We start from the raw sequence: 1,311 nt of genomic DNA on the forward strand, positions 1-1,311 counted from the left end.
AATGAAAGTGCTAATGCTATTAAAAATGTTTTTTCCGATCTCGTAGCTTGCGGTGTTTTCGCTGGCATTATTATTAATAACAAAAGACAAATAGATATTTTAAAATCTTTTATGGATGATGTGGTTTACGGTCTCAGCGATAGTGCTAAGGCTTTTATAATTATTTTGTTTACGGATATTTTTGTGGGTTTCCACTCGCCTCACGGCTGGGAAGTGATTCTAGAAAATGTATCTAAGCATCTAGGAGTACCAGAAAATAGAGATTTCATTTTTCTATTTATTGCCACTTTTCCTGTGATTTTAGATGCTGTTTTCAAGTATTGGATATTTCGATATTTGAATCGGAGTTCGCCGTCAGCGGTGGCTACGTATAAAAATATGAATGAGTAATCAGGAGGAAACAGGAGGCAGGAGGCAGAAGGCAGGAGGCTCTTATGTAGGATGAAAATGCAATTTATAGAAAGTGTTTGGGCGATCGATATCGTTGCAAGTTGGTGATGTGCATCACTCAAAAGTATCAAAAACCTGTTGATAGTGAGATAATTAAAGAATCAACATCAGTCCAGAGGTAGATTGCCATGCTAGAAAATGCACTTGTCTGCTATTTAATTATTGCCCTGGCAGTTTTTAGCGTGTGGCTGGAAGCTTTTTGGAGCGATGCTACAACTGCCAAAACTGACTGCACATCTTGGGTGGCGTTAATGTTGGTTCCGCTTTTCTGGCCAATAGTGTTACCTATGTCCAACTTTGAGCTAGCAACAAAGCTGAGTTCAACAGTTCCCGACAGCAGTAATCCCTAAGTTTATGGATGCAGGGGATTTGCCAATTACCATTTACCCATTAGCAAATTTTTAATTGCAGGTGGTGTCTTGGAGGTTGTACCTGAGATAGTCGTGGATGCGATCGCAAGTTCGACCTACCAGTTCTCCTACGCGATCGTTCATCTCACTGTTAACAGCTAACGGAGTCATCTCTTCAACGCCCCAAAGTTTCACCATTCCATCCCAACTGCCCGATGCCAGCATTTTCCCGTCGGTACTCCAACTGAGGCCGTAGACGCGATCGCGATGGCCTGCGAGGGTTTTCAATAAGCGACCGTCCAAACTCCAAAGTTTTACAGTATTGTCAAAACTAGACGAGGCTAAAACTCTACCATTTGGGCTAAAACTGACTCTGGAAACTTTATTGCTGTGATCCTCTAGAGTTCTCAACAGGCGACCGTCCACAGTCCGTATTTTTACTGTATTGTCGTCAGAGGCTAAGGCAATAGTACGGCCATCGGGGCTGAATGTCACCCAATTGACCTCGCCG

Annotated in this window: 2 protein-coding genes and 1 pseudogene; 2 read left to right on the plus strand and 1 reads right to left on the minus strand. The window is 42.6% G+C overall.

Annotated elements, in window-relative coordinates:
- A pseudogene (locus OSCIL6407_RS0109825) lies at positions 1-390 on the plus strand (proton extrusion protein PcxA); the annotation flags it as partial.
- A gap of 188 nt (positions 391-578) precedes the next feature.
- Complete coding sequence (locus OSCIL6407_RS0109830; protein WP_007353715.1) at positions 579-800, plus strand: hypothetical protein; 222 nt, start codon at positions 579-581, stop codon at positions 798-800.
- 51 nt (positions 801-851) lie between these two features.
- On the opposite strand, the gene OSCIL6407_RS30490 is transcribed toward OSCIL6407_RS0109830, so the two are convergent.
- Positions 852-1,311, minus strand: a 460-nt coding sequence (locus tag OSCIL6407_RS30490) for a WD40 domain-containing protein (RefSeq protein ID WP_193789132.1), incomplete at its 5' end; no start/stop codon positions are given.

Source organism: Kamptonema formosum PCC 6407 (assembly GCF_000332155.1).
In the GTDB taxonomy this organism is placed as follows: domain Bacteria; phylum Cyanobacteriota; class Cyanobacteriia; order Cyanobacteriales; family Microcoleaceae; genus Kamptonema; species Kamptonema formosum.